Source organism: Paracidovorax wautersii (assembly GCF_031453675.1).
In the GTDB taxonomy this organism is placed as follows: domain Bacteria; phylum Pseudomonadota; class Gammaproteobacteria; order Burkholderiales; family Burkholderiaceae_C; genus Paracidovorax.
In genome coordinates, this window is the sequence record NZ_JAVIZX010000001.1 from 544,200 (window position 1) to 560,708 (window position 16,509).

The window sequence follows — 16,509 nt, forward strand, 5'->3', positions numbered from 1 at the left end:
GGACTCTGCGCTGCGAAGGGCATGGCTGGACTTCGCCAGCAGACGCCGTGGAACGGGCTTCGCCCGGCCACTGGCGTCGTCTCCCTTCCCATCGCGCAGCGATGAGAGAAGGGGGAAGGCGCGCAGCGCCTCAGGGGGTTGTTCTCAAACCCTTTCGAAGATGCCCGCAGCGCCCTGCCCCATGCCCACGCACATGGTGACCATGCCGCGCTTGAGGTTGTGGCGGCGCAGCGCATGCACGACCGTGGCGGCGCGGATGGCGCCGGTGGCACCCAGCGGGTGGCCCAGGGCGATGGCGCCACCCATGGGATTCACCTTGGCCGGGTCCAGGCCCAGTTGCCGCACCACCGCCAGCGATTGGGCGGCAAAGGCCTCGTTCAGCTCGAACCAGTCGATGTCGTCCTGCTGCAGGCCGGCATAGCGGAGCGCGGCGGGAATGGCTTCGATGGGACCGATGCCCATGATGGACGGCGGCACGCCCTTGCTGGCGAAGCTCACGAAGCGGGCCAGCGGCGTGAGGCCGAAGCGTTTCACCGCCGCTTCGCTCGCCAGGATCAGCGCGCCCGCGCCGTCGCTGGTCTGCGAGCTGTTGCCCGCGGTGACCGAACCGCGCGCCGCGAACACGGTCTTGAGCTTGGCAAGGCCTTCCAGGCTGGTGTCGGGCCGGGCGCCTTCGTCGAGCGTCACCGTGCGGGTCTTGGCGATGCTCTCGCCCGTTTCCAGATCGGCCGTGCGGTCGGTCACTTCGATGGGCGTGATCTCGTCGGTGAACTCGCCGGCCTGCTGCGCCTTGAGGGCACGCTGGTGCGACTGAAGGGCGAAGGCGTCCTGGTCTTCGCGGCTCACCTTCCACTGCTGCGCCACCTTCTCGGCCGTGAGGCCCATGCCGTAGGCGATGCCCACGTCGCCGTCCTTGGCGAAGATGCTGGGCGAGAGGGACGGCGTGTTGCCCATCATGGGCACCATGCTCATGCTCTCCACGCCGGCGGCGATCATCACGTCGGCCTCGCCCACGCGGATGCGGTCGGCCGCCATCTGCACGGCCGACAGGCCGGACGCGCAGAAACGGTTGACGGTGATGCCGCCCACGCTGGTGGGCAGGCCCGCCAGCACCGCGCCGATGCGCGCCACGTTCAGGCCTTGCGCGCCCTCAGGAATGGCGCAGCCGCAGATGATGTCCTCGATGGAGGCCGGGTCCAGTCCGGGCACCTGGGCCAGCGCCGCCTTGAGGGTGGTCGCCAGCAGATCGTCCGGGCGGGTGTTGCGGAAGTAGCCGCGGTGCGACTTGCCGATGGGCGTGCGCGTGGCGGCGACGATGTAGGCGTCCTGCATTTGTTTGGCCATGGAGAAGGCTCCTTCAGTCAATCGATCGATCGGTCTCGCGATCGGTGAGTCAATGGGTGGGATTCGGTTCGGTCGTTGGCTTGCCGGGGCGGTTGGACGGCACCCAGGCCCAGGTGAATTCGCACTCCACCGGCTCTGCGCCGGTTTCGTCCGTCACCGTGACCTGGACCTGCATCTCGCCCTTGGTTTCCGCCTGCATGGCCGCGCGCTGCGCATCGGTCAGCACCGCCACGGCCCGCAGGGCGCCGTGAGCGCGCTTGCGGAAGGCCATCTTCATGTCCTTGGCCAGCGGAATGCAGTTGTCGCGCACGTTCAGTCCCACCACCATGCCGGTGGCCGTCTCGGCCAGCAGGTTCATCGCCGAGGCATGGATGCCGCCGATATGGTTGCGCACCCGCGGCTCGTTGCGCAGGTGCACTTCCACGCGGTGGGGCGACATCTCTGTGAACTCCACGCCGGCCGTTCGCGTGAACGGCACGGCGCGGCGCAGCACCAGGTTGCGCACCCAGGGGCGCAGGAACTTCGGGAATTCGTCCACCTGCTCCAGCTGCAATTGCAGCCGGTTGGGCGCGAAGACGCTGTCCGGGGTCGTGGTCATGCGGGCGGCCAATCAGTTGCGCAGCGGCTTGCCGGTGTTCAGCATGCCCAGGATGCGTTCCTGCGTCTTGGGATGCTGGATCAGCGCGCAGAAGGCCTTGCGCTCCAGCGCCATCAGGTACTCCTCGCTCACCAGCGCGCCGGCATCGACATCGCCGCCGCACACGATCTCGGCGATCAGTGTGGCGATGTGCTGGTCGTGGTCGCTGATGAAGCCGCCGTCGCGCATGTTCACCAGCGAGCCGCGGATGGTGGCGATGCCGCTGCGGCCCGCCACCGGGAACAGGCGCTTGTTCGGCGCGCGCCAGCCGCTGGCCGCCAGGGCCTTGGCCTCGTTCAGCGCGACGAACAGCACCTCGTCCTTGTGCGGCACGACGATGTCGCTCTCCAGCAGGTAGCCCAGCTTGCGCGATTCGAGCGCGCTGGTGCCCACCTTGGCCATCGCGGCGGCCGTGAAGCCTTCGGTCAGGAACGGCAGCAGGTCCTTGCCCGTGGAAGCCGCGGCATTCTCGGCCGCGCGGCGGGCGATATAGGTCAGCCCGCCCGCGCCGGGCACCAGCCCCACGCCCACTTCGACCAGGCCGATGTAGCTTTCCATGTGCGCGACGCGCCGGGCCGAATACACGGCCAGCTCGCAGCCACCGCCCAGCGCCATGCCGTGGATGGCCGAGATGACCGGCACCTGGGCGTAGCGCAGGCGCAGCATCAGGTTCTGCAGTTCCTGTTCCACGCTTTCGATGGCCGAGATGCCGGCCACCACGAAGGCGGGCATGGTGGCGGCCAGGTCGGCCCCCACGCTGAAAGGGGCGTCACCGGACCAGATCACCAGGCCGTCGTATTCGCGCTCGGCGGTGTCGATGGCTTCGACCAGGCCTTCCATCACGTCGGGGCTGATCGCGTGCATCTTGCTCTTGATGCTGGCGATGAGGATCCGGCTACCGGAGGGACCTGCATCCTGGTCGAGCGTCCAGGTGCGCAGCGCATCGGACTCGGCCACCGTGGTGCCGGCCGTGCGCCAGTCAGGCAGGTTCGTTTCACCCAAGAGCCGCTCGGGGAAATGCTGGCGCTCGTACACGGGCAGTTGCCGGCGCGGCACAAACTTCGACTTCGACGCGCTCCACGAGCCTTCGGCCGTATGCACGCCACCAGCCTCGGCCACCGGCCCCTTGAAGACCCACTCGGGTAGCGGCGCCTTGCTGAGCGCCTTGCCGGCATCGATGTCCTCCTGGATCATCTTCGCCACGTCGAGCCAGCCGGCTTCCTGCCACAACTCGAACGGGCCCTGCTTCATGCCGAAGCCCCAGCGCATGGCCTGGTCCACGTCGCGCGCGTTGTCGGCGATGGTGCCCAAATGCACGGCGGCGTAATGGAAGCTGTTGCGCAGGATGGCCCAGAGGAAGCGGCCCTGCGCGCCCTCGGCGTTGCGCAGCAGTTTCAGGCGCTCGGCGGCGGGCTTCTTGAGCATGCGGCCATAGACCTCGTCGGCCTTCTGGCCGCCGGGCACGTAATCGCCTTCGGCCAGGTCGAAGCGCAGGATGTCGCGGCCCACCTTCTTGTAGAAGCCGGCCTTGGCCTTCTGGCCCAGGTGCTTCATCTCGATGAGTTTGTTCAGCACCTCGGGCGTGCCGAAGCTGCCATAGAACGGGTCGGTTTCTTCCGTCAGGTTGTCCTGCAGCGTCTTGATGACGTGGGCCATCGTGTCCAGGCCCACCACGTCGGCGGTGCGGAACGTGCCGCTGCTGGCGCGCCCCAGCTTCTTGCCCGTGAGGTCGTCCACCACATCGAAGGTCAGGCCGAAGTTCTCCACCTCCTTCATCGTCGCCAGCATGCCGGCGATGCCGACACGGTTGGCGATGAAGTTGGGCGTGTCGTGCGCACGCACCACGCCCTTGCCGAGGCCGCTGGTCACGAAGGCTTCCAGCTGATCCAGCACTTCCGGCGTGGTGGTGGGCGTGTCGATCAGCTCCACCAGCGTCATGTAGCGCGGCGGATTGAAGAAGTGGATGCCGCAGAAGCGCGGCTTGATCGCATCGGGCAGCGCCTCGGAGAGCTTGGTGATCGACAGGCCCGAGGTGTTGCTCGCCACGATGGCGTGCTTGGCGACGAAGGGCGCGATCTTCTTGTACAGATCGAGCTTCCAGTCCATGCGCTCGGCGATGGCCTCGATGATGAGGTCGCATTCGCGCAGCTGCTCCAGATGCTCTTCGTAGTTGGCCTGACCGATCAGGGCGGCGTTCTCCGCCACGCCCAGCGGTGCGGGCTTGAGCTTCTTCAAGCCTTCGATGGCCTTGGTGACGATGCCGTTCTTCGGGCCTTCCTTGGCAGGCAGGTCGAACAGCACCACGGGCACCTTCACGTTGGCGAGGTGGGCGGCGATCTGCGCACCCATCACGCCCGCGCCGAGCACGGCGACTTTCTTCACTTGGAATCGGGACATGGTTGGTTTCTTGTGAATGGTTGGGGGCAGCCGCTCTTACTGCACGCGCTGCCAGACCTGCGTGCGCCAGAAAGGCCCCAGGTAGCCGCGCACCTCCAGCTTGGCGCCGCCGTCGATGGGCGCGAAGCTGGCGCGGTATTCCTTGCCGTTCTCGGGGTCGAGGATCTTGCCGCCCTCCCACACGTCCTTGCCTTCGGCCTTCTTGCCGCCGCGGATGATCTCCAGCCCCGCGATGGGCTGGCCCTTGCGGTCGTCCGTGCATTCAGCGCACACGGCGTCGGGCTTGGTGTCCTTCTTGAGCGATTTCTCGATGCGCCCGGTGAGCGCGCCGCCTGCCTCCGACACCCGGATCTCGGCCTTGGCCTCGCCGGTCTTGTCGTCGATGCTGCGCCAGGTGCCCACAGGCGACACCTGGGCCCAGACGGGGGCGGAAATTGCTACACAAAATATAGCTACCAGCGCTTTATTCATAAGGGCTCCAGGTCAAAAATGCTTGAAACGATGGGACAGTGAAGCGGCACCGGTCAGGCCAAGGCGGCGTCGGTGTCCATCAGCGGCTTGGCGCCGGCGCGCGCGGTGCGCATCAGCGTGGCCGTTTCGGGGAACAGCTTGGCGAAGTAGAACCGCGCCGTCTGCAGCTTGGCGACGTAGAACGGGTCGGTGTTGCCGGCCGCGATCTCGCGCAGCGCCACCTGGGCCATGCGGGCGAACAGGTAGCCGAACACCAGGTGGCCGGCTACGCGCAGGTAATCGACCGCGGCAGCGCCCACTTCATCGGGGTTCTGGAAGCCCTTGAAACCGATCTCGGTGGTGAACTTGGTCATCTGCTCACCCAGGTAGGCGATGGGGTTGATGAACTCGGCCATCTTCTCGTTCACGCCTTCTTCCTGCACCAGTTGGCCCACCAGCTTGCCCAGTTTTTTGAGCGTGGCACCGTTGTTGCCCAGCACCTTGCGGCCCAGCAGGTCCAGCGACTGGATGGTGTTGGTGCCTTCGTAGATCATGTTGATGCGGTTGTCCCGCACGAACTGCTCCATGCCCCATTCCTTGATGAAGCCGTGGCCGCCGAAGACCTGCATGCAGGCGTTGGTGCTGATGTGGCCGTTGTCGGTGATGAAGGCCTTGACGATGGGCGTCAGCAGCGCGACCAGTTCATCGGAGTCCTTGCGCACCTTCTCGTCGGGGTGGCTGTGCGACTTGTCCAGCAGCAGCGTGCAGTAGATCTGCAGCGCGCGCGCGCCTTCGGCATACGCCTTGGCGGTGAGCAGCATCTTGCGCACGTCGGGGTGCACGATGATCGGGTCGGCGTCCTTGTCCTTGGCCTTGGTGCCCGACAGGCTGCGCATCTGGATGCGGTCCTTGGCATAGGCCAGCGCGTTCTGGAAGGCCACTTCGGTCAGACCCAGGGACTGGTTGCCCACGCCCAGGCGGGCGGCGTTCATCATCACGAACATGGCCTGCAGGCCCTTGTGCGGCTGGCCCACCAGCGTGCCGATGGCGCCATCGATGGCAATCTGCGCCGTGGCGTTGCCGTGGATGCCCATCTTGTGCTCCAGGCCGGTGCAGTAGATGGGGTTGCGCTCGCCCAGGGAGCCGTCGGCGTTGACCTGGTACTTGGGCACCACGAACAGGCTGATGCCCTTGCTGCCCTTGGGCGCGTCCGGCAAGCGGGCCAGCACCAGGTGCACGATGTTCTCGGTGAAATCGTGCTCGCCCGCGCTGATGAAGATCTTGTTGCCGGTGAGCTTGTAGGTGCCCTCGGGCGCGCCGGCGACGGGCTCGGCCTTGGTGCGCAGCAGGCCCAGGTCGGTGCCGCAGTGCGGCTCGGTCAGGCACATGGTGCCGGTCCACTCGCCGCTGGTCAGCTTGGGCAGGTACAGCTTCTTCTGCTCGGGCGTGCCGTGGGCGTGCAGGGCCTCATAGGCGCCGTGCGACAGGCCGGGGTACATCGTCCACGCCTGGTTGGCGCTATTGAGCATTTCGTACAGGCACTGGTTCAGCACGAAAGGCAGGCCCTGTCCGCCGTATTCCGGGTCGCACGACAGCGCCGCCCAGCCGCCTTCGACGTACTGCGCGTAGGCGTCTTTGAAGCCCTTGGGCGTGGCCACTTCGTGCGTGGCCTTGTCCAGGGTGCAGCCCTCCTCGTCACCGCTCATGTTGAGCGGAAACGCCACGCCGGCGGCGAACTTGCCAGCCTCTTCCAGGACGGCGTTGATGGTGTCGGCATCCACCTCGGCGTGCACGGGCATGGCCTTGAACTCGTCCGTCACGTTGAACACTTCGTGCAGCACGAATTGCAGGTCGCGCAGGGGCGGCGTGTAGGTAGGCATCGTTGGCTCCTGATGTATGAGAAGAATGGTTGGCGAAGCGGAAAAGGAAAAGGAAACGGAGGGCGATTCAGCCCTGGGCCGGCACAGCGGCGCCGTAGCGGGCCAGGATGTTGTCGAAGCCGGCGTTGGCGCGGTCGATGGAGCCCGGGGTCTGCAGGAAGCGCGCCTCGTAGTGCAGCGCGAGGATGAGCCCATGGATCTCGAACAGCATCTGCTCGGGATTCACGTCGGCGCGCAGCTCGCCCTGCTCCATGCACTGCTCGATGGCGCGCTTCATCGCGGCCAGCCAGGTGCGCACCGAGCTGGCGAGCGCATCCCGCACCGGGCCGTCGCGGTCGTCGAACTCCACGGCCCCACTGATGTAGATGCAGCCCGAGTCGATCTCGATCGAGGTCCGCTTCATCCAGTTGCCGAACAGGGCCCGCAACCGGGCCACGCCGCGCTCGGCTGCCAGCGCGGGGTAGAAGACCTCCTGCTCGAAGCGCACGTGGTACTCGCGGACCACGGAGATCTGCAGTTCCTCGCGCGAACCGAAATGGGCGAACACGCCTGACTTGCTCATGCCCGTCACATCGGCCAGAGCGCCGATGGACAGGCCCTCCAGCCCGATGTGGGTGGCCAGGCCGAGGGCGGCCTCGACGATGACCGCCTTGGTCTGCTGCCCCTTTTGCAGGGCACGTCCATCGCGGGCGGCGGACCGAACGGGCTTGATGAGAGTGGGTGAGGCCGGCATGGTAGAAATAAAACGAACGATCGTTCTATTTTGCATGATTTCTCGCGCCCACCGCCAGCCCTTTACACGCCGCAGGGGCATTGGCGGGAAAACCCTAAGAACGTGTTTACGATCTCCTTGGGGCCGCGCAGCGGCGTTTGCGGGAGGGGATGCCAGGCGCGGTGCGCCGTGGATAGCTCAGCTATCCACCAGCAGACCGCCCGCAAAGCCACTGCCCGAAGGGTTGGAGCGGAATCGGGCGATTGAACGCCCCGGCTGCTTGCATGGGCACGAGCCCATGCGGCGCATCCGCAGCGTCCACTCATCCCGATTGCGCTCCAACGCGATCCCTGCGAGATCGCAAACACGTTCTAAGGGCGGCGGGCGCGAAATGCACGCCCCGCAGTCTGGCGCAGCAACATGTCCGCCGAACTACGGGCCGTGGACAGGTCGCGCAAGCCGTCGGCCCTGCGTCAGCCATCAGGGTACGCTGTCGATACGCAACAGGGTGCAGAACGTGGAACGCGGTCGGGAGCGCGTGGCCGGCACGCGTCGTCGTCGGCCCGGAAAGCCGTCGCGCGGCCTACCGAGCCCTGTGGATACCGACCGCCATGCCCACGCACAGGCGCGCAGGTCAAGGTCAGTGTGCCGTGGGCTTCAGAGCAGAAGACCCAGCGTCGCGTCGAGATGCTCGCTCGGCGAGCGCCGGAAACCCGAGCGGGCGTAACGCTGGAGGCGTCCGCGCAGCACATCGCACACGGCGGCCGCGCGCACCTGGGCGTCGACGGTGGGGGTGGACGAGCCGGCAGCCTCTGCGGCGGGGCGCAGGCATTGGCGCAGGCTGGCCTCGATCTTGTCGAAGAACTGGTTCATCCGCTGCTGCAGGCGCTCGTTTTCCAGCACCAGCGCGTCGCCGATCATGACGCGAACCATGCCCGGATTGCGCTCGCCGAACTGCAGCACCATGGCGGCGATGCGCGCTGCACGCTGCGCACCGTCGGCCGCGCTGCCTTGTTCCGAAATCTGGTTCACCAGCGTGAAGATGCTGTGCTCGATGAAGTCGATCAGCCCTTCGAACATCTGCGCCTTGCTGGCGAAGTGCCGGTACAGCGCCGCCTCGCTCACCGACAGGCGTGCCGCCAGTGCCGCCGTGGTGATGCGCTCGGCGCCGGGCTGCTCCAGCATGGATGCAAGGGCCTGCAGGATCTGCATGCGGCGTTCGCCGGGCTTGGGTCGCTTGCGCACCGCCGGCGCGGCATCGGCCACGGCGGCAGGCACATCGGAGTCGGGTTCGGAGCGGAGTTCAGGCATGGGCAACAGATGTGTGCAATTGATTCTCGCACACCGCTTCGGCACGACTTTTCGCAGCGCCGGCGGCCTATCGGCCACCCTCCCCGGATCTGTTCAAGCCGCCGCAAACTGCACGCGTACCAACAGGCCGCGTCCGTGCGCCCCGGCCTCCAGCCGCAGCGCGGCGTTGTGCACGTGGGCGATCTCGTCCGCAATGGCCAATCCAAGACCGGTACCCTCTCCTTCGGCACCCGGCACGCGGTAGAAGCGCTGCATCACCCGCGCGCACTCGCTCTCTGGAATGCCCGGACCGTCATCCTCCACCTCCAGGTAAGAGCCCTGGCCTCCGGCCGGCAGGGCCGCCGTCCCGCAGCGCAGCGTGAGGGTGCCGCCCGGCGGCGTGTACTTGATGGCGTTGTCCACGAGGTTGGACAGCAGTTCGCGCAGCAGCCAGCCGTGGCCTGCGACCCGGGCCGGCGCAACCTCCAGCCCCAGATCCAGGCCCTTGGCGGTGGCCGCGTCCAGGAATGCCTCCAGCAGGCTCTCGCACAGCGCCTTCAGATCGACGCTCTCGGAGGGTTGCGCCTCCAGGCTGCGGGCATCGGCGCGCGAGAGCGCCAGGAGCTGGTGCGCCAGCTTGGAGGTGCGCCGCGTCGCATGCCGCAGTTTCTCGACCTGCTCCGCTTCCAATACGATAGCACCATGCGCTTTATCCATAAGCGCTGGAGGCGGATTTGACTGCAACCCGCCGCTTTGACCCCAAGCGCGGGCTGCCTGGGCCTGGAGCGCCCACGCCTCCACCTGGGCCTGCAGGCCCGCCAGCGGCGTGCGCAGCTGATGCGCCGCATCGGCCACGAAGCGGCGCTGCCCCTCGGCCTGCGCATTCACCAGCGCAAAGAGGCGGTTGAGCGAGTTCACCAGCGGCCGGACTTCTGCGGGCGACGCCGCCTCGTCGATGGGACTGAGGTCGCGCGGCGAACGGCGCTCCACCGCAGCAGCCAGGTCGACCAGCGGCTTGAACGCGCGCCGCACCGCCCAGTGGATGGCCAGCGCGGCACCGGCCACGAGCACCAGGTTGGGCAGCAGCACGCGCAGGGCCATCTGCTTGCCCCATTGCTGGCGGGGATCGGATCCGTCGGCCAGCGCCACCACCAGATCGCCCGCGCCGGTGCGACTGCGCTGCACTGCCACCCGGTAGGTCACGCTGTCGTATTCGATGCTGTGGAATTCGGGCTCGTGCGTGGTGGGCGTGGCGCTCTGGATCCAATCGTCACCGAGCAGCACCCGGCCCGACAGGTCCTGCACGCTGAATCCCGAAAAGCCCGCGTTCTGCCGCAGAAACTCTTCCACCGGCGGGGCCAGCAGCAGCAGGGGCGGACCGTCGTCCGTCATGGACGGGGCCAGCAGTGAATCCGCCAGGGCGGGAAGCAGCCGCATCAGGCGCTGGTCATGGCGGCTGGCGGCCTCGTCGGCGGAACGGTAGTCGATCCACGCGCCGCCCAGCGCCAGCAGGCACAACGGCAGCACCAGCAGCAGCAGCAGGCGGTTGCGGAGATCGGAGGTCATGTGCGCATGCGTGGGCCTGCCGCCGTCGTCCGCCAAAACACGGCGGTGCCGGCAGCGACGCTGCAGGCCGGCCCGCAGCCCCCCTCAGCCACGTGGCACCTGCAACTCCAGCCGGTACCCGAATCCGCGGATGGAGCGCAAGGCCACGCCGTACGGCTCCAGCTTGCTGCGCAGGCGGGAGACATACACCTCGACGGCATTGGGCGTGATTTCCTTGTCCCAGCCGGTGAGGGCCTGCAGCAGCTTTTCCTTGCTGGCGGGCTTGGGCGCATTGATGAGCAGGTATTCGAGCACGGTCCATTCCCGTGGGCCCAGTTCGATCAACTGGCGCAAGGGCTCGCCGCTGCGCTCTGTTGTCGTGGTGCGCACGCTGACGCTGCGGTTGGCGGTGTCCAGCTCCAGCGGCCCGAAGCCCAGCACGGCCGTGGTCGCGGCCTGCGAGCGCCGCAGGAGGGCCCGGAGCCGCGCCAGCAGCTCGGGCAGCTCATAAGGCTTGACCATGTAGTCGTCTGCGCCCAGGTCCAGGCCCTGGACGCGGTCGTGCAAGGCGTCGCGCGCGGTGAGGATCAGCACTGGCATAGCCGGGTTGGCCATGTCGGGGAGGCGCAGGCGCTTGGTGAGTTCCAGGCCGTCCATGCCGGGCAGGCCGATGTCGATGACCGCCGCGTCGAACGACTCGGCGCGCAACACCTCTTCGGCGCGCTCGCCGCTGCCCACCCAGTCCACGGCATAGCCGGCATCCGAGAGGCCCAGCTTGATGCCGCTGGCGAGCATCACATCGTCTTCGACCAGAAGGAGGCGCATGGGAAAGTCGCTCGCCGCAAAACGCGCGTACGGCTGCTTGCTGTTGCTACGTCAATGCGCCAGCACGCATCGGAAATGCCGGGACCCTAACTGCGCGCGCACACGCATCACCGGTGAAGAAGCGCCAGCGCCTTCCCGTTCCAAAGCGCCGCACGGTTGGGGCATGGATGGTCTTCAGTGGCTGCGGATCATCGTGCCGTACGCCTGGTCCGTCAGGATTTCCAGCAGCATGGCGTGGGGGACGCGGCCGTCGATGATGTGCACGGCGTTCACGCCGGCCTTGGCGGCATCCAGCGCGCCAGCAATCTTGGGCAGCATGCCGCCGGAGATCGTGCCATCGGCGAACAGGCCGTCGATCTCGCGCGCCGTCAGGTCGGTCAGCAGTTCGCCGGCCTTGTTCAGCACACCGGGTGTGTTGGTCAACAGCACCAGCTTCTCGGCCTGCAGCACGGTGGCCAGCTTGCTTGCCACCACGTCGGCATTGATGTTGTAGCTCTCGTTGTTCTCGCCGAAGCCGATGGGGCTGATGACGGGAATGAAGGCATCGTCCTGCAGCGCCTTCACCACGCTGGGATCGATCGCGACGATGTCACCCACCTGCCCGATGTCGTGCTCGATGGAGGGGTCCTTGTTGTCCAGCATCTTGAGCTTCTGCGCGCGGATCAGCCCGCCATCGCGCCCCGTCAGACCCACGGCCTTGCCGCCAGCCTGGTGGATCAGACCCACGATGTCCTGCTGCACCTCACCCGCCAGCACCCATTCCACGACTTCCATCGTCTCGGCATCGGTCACGCGCATGCCCTGGATGAACTCGCCCTTCTTGCCCAGACGGTTCAGCGCCGTCTCGATCTGCGGGCCGCCGCCATGCACCACCACCGGGTTCATGCCCACCAGCTTGAGCAGCACCACGTCCTCCGCGAAGTCGGCCTGCAGCGCAGGGTCCGTCATGGCATTGCCGCCGTACTTGATCACCATGGTCTTGCCATGGAACTTGCGGATATAGGGCAGCGCCTGGGCGAGGATTTCCGCCTTGGCGCGGGGGGCGATGGAAGACAGATCGGGCTCGGTGGTCGTGGACATGGCGTTGGACGTTCCAGAAGCAAAAACTCGGCGGATTGTAGAGGGCCCAGCCCTCACATCCGCAGCCAGCCGGGGACCTTGAAGCGGATGATCATCAGATAGGCGGACACATAGGCCACAGCGAATGCGACGCAGCAGAGGAACAGGATGAGCGTGTTGTTCCAGAACAGCACGGCGGGGACCACGGATGTCGCCGCAAACATCCACAGGTAGGGCGAGGTGCGGTTGTTGCGTGCCAGCAGCTCACGCACTTCGTCTTCATCGAGAGCGACTCTGACAATACGACGAAAGATGAGCTGATGAAGATGCAACGCGTCAGCAGTTCCGGGCGACTGCCCGCGTACCAGCTTGCGATAAATAGAAAAAAAAGTTTCCCCCACCGGATATATCAGCAGTAAGACAGGAAACCAAGGCGAAACTTGGGGATGACGCTGCACTAGAAGGATGCAACACACTGCGATCACAAGCCCCCATACATAGGCCCCGCCGTCTCCTGCAAAGACCTTCCCATGGGGATAGTTCCAAAGCAAAAACCCGGCGGTTGCACCAGCAAGGCAAATCAGCACGGCAGCCAGTTGACGGTCTCCCAACTGCAGTGCCACATGTGCCAGAGCCAAACTGATCAGCAGAGCCACCACACCCGCCAAGCCGTTGTACCCATCGATCAAATTGAACGCGTGGGGCAACCCCGCAATGGCGACAACCGCCAGCCCTGCAGCAACCAAGGGCGCAGTTCGAAGCCAAGCATCAGCGAACCCTACCCCAACGCGATTCAATTGAAGCTCCAGCAACCAGCACAACAGCACTGCCGAACAGGCCGTAAGCGCAAGGCGCAACTTCGCGGGCAGCCTTTGCGTTACATCCTCAGCCAATCCGCCGGCAACAGCAGGAGCCATGCACAACAGCCCGATCACGGCAAACCACATGGAGCCGCTCACGTTCAGGCCATTAGCCCAAGGGGTAGAAGCGAACAACCATGCCAGAGCCAGTCCCACAAAAATACCCATGCCTCCGATGCGCGGCACATGCCCCTCATGAAACCGCTGAGGCATGTCGTACCCATAACGACGGGCGTGTATACGAGCACTGCGAATGATAAAAAAGGTGGTTAGTGCCGAAAAGCAAAAACTCAGAACGGCAAGGACGATCATGAAAATCAGGTGGAAGCGAACGCTTTAGACGTTTCTCAGGAATCTGCGCTCCTCGCGGCTAGCAAGAAACAGCCAGCAGACCCCAATCAATTAGCACTACGATAAGAAGACGCTAGTGCGCGGAGTCATCGACTCCGGACCAGCCCAACTCGAAATTAGACCATGACATCCAAGCAGGCCTCCAAGCAAAGTGTGACCATCTCCATCGTCAGCCACGCCCAGCAAGCGATGGTCCTGCCTTTGCTGGAACAGTTGGACCGCCATTGCCAAGGGGTTGTGGCCAACGTAGTACTGACGATCAATGTCGCCGAAGAGAACCTTGTTAGCACCCGTAAGTGGAAAATACCGCTCACTTTATTGACCAACGCACGGCCCTTGGGGTTTGGCGCCAACCACAACACAGCCTTTGAGTTATGCAAGACACCGTGGTTTTTGGTGCTCAATCCGGACATTCGCCTGCGGGATGACGTACTTTCTCATCTCATCAGCTCCGCCCCCGAAGACGCGGCACTAGTCGCCCCAAGAATCCAAGAGCCAAGCCATGTCGCGCCAACACCCCACCGGGGCTTACTAACGCCGATTGAAATCTGGAAGCGGAGACATCCGTCCCATCAACCTCCTTTGCTACCAGCCTGGATCCCCGGAATGTTCATGCTTTTTCGCTCCGAGGCTTATCGTCAGATCAACGGATTTGATCCGCGCTTCTTCATGTATGGCGAGGACTTCGACATTTGCGCTCGCTTGCGCTTGGCAGGATGGCAACTACGCACCGATGAAGGCACCACGGTCCTACACGAAGCCCAGCGCGATAGCCATCGGAAATTCCGCCCGCTGTACTGGCACCTCTCCAGCTTGGCAAAGATCTGGCTGTCCCCGACGTTCTGGCGTTATCGGGCTTTGCTTCTCAGAGCTAGCAAGTCCACGGCGACCATCTAGTCCAAAATTCCCATTTCCGCTCACTTAGAAGGTCACCCCAGCCTCCGCAGATAATAGGGGCATGCTGTCGCCTATCGCCATCCAGCGCGCAATGTCCGTCGCGCTCCTCTGCCTCCTCACCTCCGCAAGTGCTGCCGCACAGACTGCCGGCGGTGCCCAAGGAGCCCCTGCCGCCGTACCGTTGCCAACCAACACCGATGGGAAAAAGGTCGACGAATTCCTGGCCACGTTGCGCCCCCCCACCAATCTGAAGAGCCTTAACAGCGGCAACGACCTGTTGCTCGAGTTTCCCGCAGTCGCTTCAGCAGGCCCCGTGCGATTTCGCATCGTGAGCACTGTTCCTCGTACCGACGGCATGTGGCTACTCAGTCTCAGCCCCCAACCCGACAGCGGCGCCGCACTATTTACGGGGCTGACTGTAGAGCCCTCCGCTTTTCCGGAAGCCACCTTGCTTCTCAATATCGAGAAAACACAGCCCGTTCTTCTGGTTGTACGTGCAGGCGGCAAATACTACGGACTGCAAAGAGAAATCAAGGTAGGGCAAGCGATGACTGGTTCCAAGAAGTAGTGAGAGCGACCATGGCCCAGCACATGACCTTTATCCAGCACTTGGTTGAATCTCGCATTCTGGACAATCAAGCAGCGTTCCAACTCGAACAACTGAGCAAAGCCAAACTCGAGTCTCCGTTCACGGTCGCCAGTCGAACGGGCATGGTCCCCGAACATGTCTTGCTCGATGCCTTGCACTCCTACACCCAGTGGCCCGTCATTCCATTTTCGGAAATGACCGCCGCAGAAGGCAACGTGGCTGAGACGCTCAAGTCGCGTCACATCCAGGCCGAATGGTGCAAGCGAGAGGGTGTTGTGATATGGGAAACATCGGAAGACATCCTCTGCTGCAGCAATAACTTGTTATCCCGCGGGGCCCATGAAATGCTGCAGATTCTCAGCACTCAGGCCAACAAACCGCTGAAGCTGCAATTGTGTCGGCCCGTCGATCTCCAAAATCTCTATGCTTCCTTGCAGACAAAAGGCGACACGAGCACAACCACCATCGGAGATGTCGCACACCTACGCGAACTGGCGGAAGAAGGTCCCATTGTTGAACTCGTCAACAGCCTCCTGAGCCAAGCCGTCACTCGGCGGGCGTCGGACATTCATGTAGAGCCAGGTGAACACGGCTTCATGGCACGCGTGCGGGTGGACGGCGTCATGCGAGACCTGCAGCAGTTCAGCGCAGACCGATTTGATGCGACCGTCTGCCGGATCAAGATCCTTTCGCAGCTGGACATTGCAGAGCGCCGCCTGCCTCAGGACGGACGCATGACAGCCCGCATCCATGGAGAAATTTTTGACGTCCGCGTGTCCATTCTTCCTGGGAGCAACGGCGAATCCGTTGTAATGCGCTTGCTGCGGCAGGACAGGCCGGACTACGACCTGGCTGATCTTGGCATGCTGGCCGACCAGTCCGGCATGTTCCGCGATTGGATCGACACGCCCAATGGTATCGTTCTCGTGACCGGGCCGACAGGCTCCGGAAAGACCACAACGCTGTACACCGCACTTGACTTGGGCAATGACGGGCTGAAAAAGATCATCACGGTCGAAGATCCCGTCGAATACAAGCTGGAAGGCATTACGCAGGTACAGGTCAATGCCGATATTGGCTATACATTTGCGTCCGCCTTGCGCTCTATTCTTCGACACGACCCCGATGTGATCCTTATCGGTGAGATTCGCGACCAGGAAACCGCATCCATTGCAGTTCAGTCGGCATTGACGGGTCACTTGGTGTTTTCCACCCTGCACACAAACAGCGCAGCAGGTGCCGTCACACGCTTGGCCGACATGGGCATTGAGCGATTCCTGCTGGCCTCCAGCCTTCGCGGGGTCATGGCGCAACGGCTGGTGCGGCGCCTCTGTCCGCACTGCAGCCAGCCTGCAGACCATATTGAGCCGGCCCATCAATCGCTTCTGAAAGAGGCGCTGGCGATGTCCGGCGAGCAAGCCTCAGAGCCAAAGATGCGGAAACCCGTGGGCTGCGATATCTGTCTGCATACAGGCTTCCTCGGCCGTATTGCCGTTTATGAAATGTTTGACGTGGATGACGCGGTCCGTCAGCAGATTTTGGATCAGAAGAGCGAAACAGAGGTCATCGCCGGGCTGCGTGAAAAAAACGTTCGCTCCATGACGCATGACGGATTGCTCAAAGCATGGCAGGGCATTACCACAGTCAGTGAAGTGCTGTCTCTCGGTTAAATC

14 protein-coding genes are annotated in these 16,509 nt (G+C 64.3%); 3 read left to right on the plus strand and 11 right to left on the minus strand.

Features of this window, described 5'->3' with window-relative positions:
• Window positions 1-144: 144 nt before the first annotated feature.
• From QE399_RS02530 to QE399_RS02580, 11 genes are all read right to left on the minus strand, one after another.
• A complete protein-coding gene (locus QE399_RS02530; RefSeq protein ID WP_309825826.1) occupies window positions 145-1,344 on the minus strand; it encodes an acetyl-CoA C-acyltransferase in 1,200 nt (399 codons plus the stop codon).
• A 49-nt stretch (window positions 1,345-1,393) separates the two neighbouring features.
• Entirely contained in the window at window positions 1,394-1,942 is a 549-nt protein-coding gene (locus QE399_RS02535) for a DUF4442 domain-containing protein (protein ID WP_309825828.1), read from the minus strand.
• Window positions 1,943-1,954: 12 nt separating this feature from the next.
• On the minus strand, window positions 1,955-4,378 hold the full coding sequence (locus QE399_RS02540) for a 3-hydroxyacyl-CoA dehydrogenase NAD-binding domain-containing protein (protein WP_309825830.1): 2,424 nt from the start codon (window positions 4,376-4,378) through the stop codon (window positions 1,955-1,957).
• A 36-nt stretch (window positions 4,379-4,414) separates the two neighbouring features.
• Window positions 4,415-4,849, minus strand: coding sequence for a DUF2147 domain-containing protein (locus QE399_RS02545; RefSeq protein ID WP_309825831.1), 435 nt, complete (start codon window positions 4,847-4,849; stop codon window positions 4,415-4,417).
• Between the two features lie 53 nt (window positions 4,850-4,902).
• Entirely contained in the window at window positions 4,903-6,708 is a 1,806-nt protein-coding gene (locus QE399_RS02550; protein WP_309825833.1) for an acyl-CoA dehydrogenase C-terminal domain-containing protein, read from the minus strand.
• 67 nt (window positions 6,709-6,775) lie between these two features.
• Window positions 6,776-7,441, minus strand: a complete 666-nt coding sequence (locus QE399_RS02555) for a TetR/AcrR family transcriptional regulator (RefSeq protein ID WP_309825834.1) — start codon at window positions 7,439-7,441, stop codon at window positions 6,776-6,778.
• Window positions 7,442-8,077: 636 nt separating this feature from the next.
• A complete protein-coding gene (gene slmA, locus QE399_RS02560) occupies window positions 8,078-8,731 on the minus strand; it encodes a nucleoid occlusion factor SlmA (RefSeq protein WP_309825836.1) in 654 nt (217 codons plus the stop codon).
• 93 nt (window positions 8,732-8,824) lie between these two features.
• Complete coding sequence (locus QE399_RS02565) at window positions 8,825-10,276, minus strand: sensor histidine kinase (protein WP_309825838.1); 1,452 nt, start codon at window positions 10,274-10,276, stop codon at window positions 8,825-8,827.
• A gap of 84 nt (window positions 10,277-10,360) precedes the next feature.
• Window positions 10,361-11,080: a response regulator transcription factor gene (locus QE399_RS02570; protein ID WP_309825839.1), complete on the minus strand. Its 720-nt coding sequence runs from the start codon at window positions 11,078-11,080 to the stop codon at window positions 10,361-10,363.
• A 174-nt stretch (window positions 11,081-11,254) separates the two neighbouring features.
• A complete protein-coding gene (gene argB / locus QE399_RS02575; protein ID WP_309825841.1) occupies window positions 11,255-12,160 on the minus strand; it encodes an acetylglutamate kinase in 906 nt (301 codons plus the stop codon).
• Window positions 12,161-12,213: 53 nt separating this feature from the next.
• Window positions 12,214-13,311, minus strand: coding sequence for a glycosyltransferase family 4 protein (locus QE399_RS02580; RefSeq protein ID WP_309825843.1), 1,098 nt, complete (start codon window positions 13,309-13,311; stop codon window positions 12,214-12,216).
• Window positions 13,312-13,473: 162 nt separating this feature from the next.
• On the opposite strand from QE399_RS02580, the gene QE399_RS02585 reads away from it, so the two are divergent.
• From QE399_RS02585 to QE399_RS02595, 3 genes are all read left to right on the plus strand, one after another.
• Window positions 13,474-14,247, plus strand: coding sequence for a glycosyltransferase (locus QE399_RS02585; RefSeq protein ID WP_309825844.1), 774 nt, complete (start codon window positions 13,474-13,476; stop codon window positions 14,245-14,247).
• 61 nt (window positions 14,248-14,308) lie between these two features.
• The gene (locus QE399_RS02590) at window positions 14,309-14,815 is read left to right on the plus strand and encodes a hypothetical protein (RefSeq protein ID WP_309825845.1); all 507 of its coding nucleotides are present in this window, start codon (window positions 14,309-14,311) and stop codon (window positions 14,813-14,815) included.
• 11 nt (window positions 14,816-14,826) lie between these two features.
• Window positions 14,827-16,506, plus strand: coding sequence for a GspE/PulE family protein (locus QE399_RS02595; RefSeq protein WP_309825847.1), 1,680 nt, complete (start codon window positions 14,827-14,829; stop codon window positions 16,504-16,506).
• Window positions 16,507-16,509 lie beyond the last annotated feature (3 nt).